This window comes from Dellaglioa sp. CoH-57-MRSF-16, assembly GCF_056782055.1.
The window spans coordinates 1-366 of the sequence record NZ_JBXAXZ010000095.1; the positions used below are offsets into that span (position 1 = coordinate 1).

Genomic DNA, 366 nt, shown 5'->3' on the forward strand with positions numbered 1-366 from the left:
CTGCACGTATGCAGTAGANTCGCACCGATGGACGTTTTACAAATTCGCGACAATTCGCGGGTATGTTGATATTCGATGGTACGGTACAAGCAACGGCTATTATGGCGAGGGTGTTGACCTGCGCCACATCAATATTGACGAAGAGGAAGGAGAGAATTGACATGGGATACCAACGATATCCGGGGTTTGAGGCGTTGCTTGGTAAGACGCTGGGTTCTGTGACAGGTCTTGAAGAAGGCTCTGACGAAGTGACGTTCATGGCTGAGACCGGTGAAGTCTACAGCATGTACCATCAACAGGACTGTTGCGAGTCGGTATACATCGAGTCGGTAACTGGGGACGTGAACGACCTGATCGGGACACCTA

The 366-nt window shown here is 50.7% G+C and carries 2 protein-coding genes; both read left to right on the plus strand.

Translation table 11 applies throughout. From position 1 onward, the window contains the following. On the plus strand, window positions 1–160 hold a 160-nt coding region (locus tag AC1RPH_RS08015; protein WP_481762059.1), incomplete at its 5' end, for a DUF7448 domain-containing protein. A 1-nt stretch (window position 161) separates the two neighbouring features. Next, window positions 162–366 (plus strand): DUF7448 domain-containing protein (locus AC1RPH_RS08020; RefSeq protein WP_481762058.1); only part of this gene is annotated, 205 nt, incomplete at its 3' end.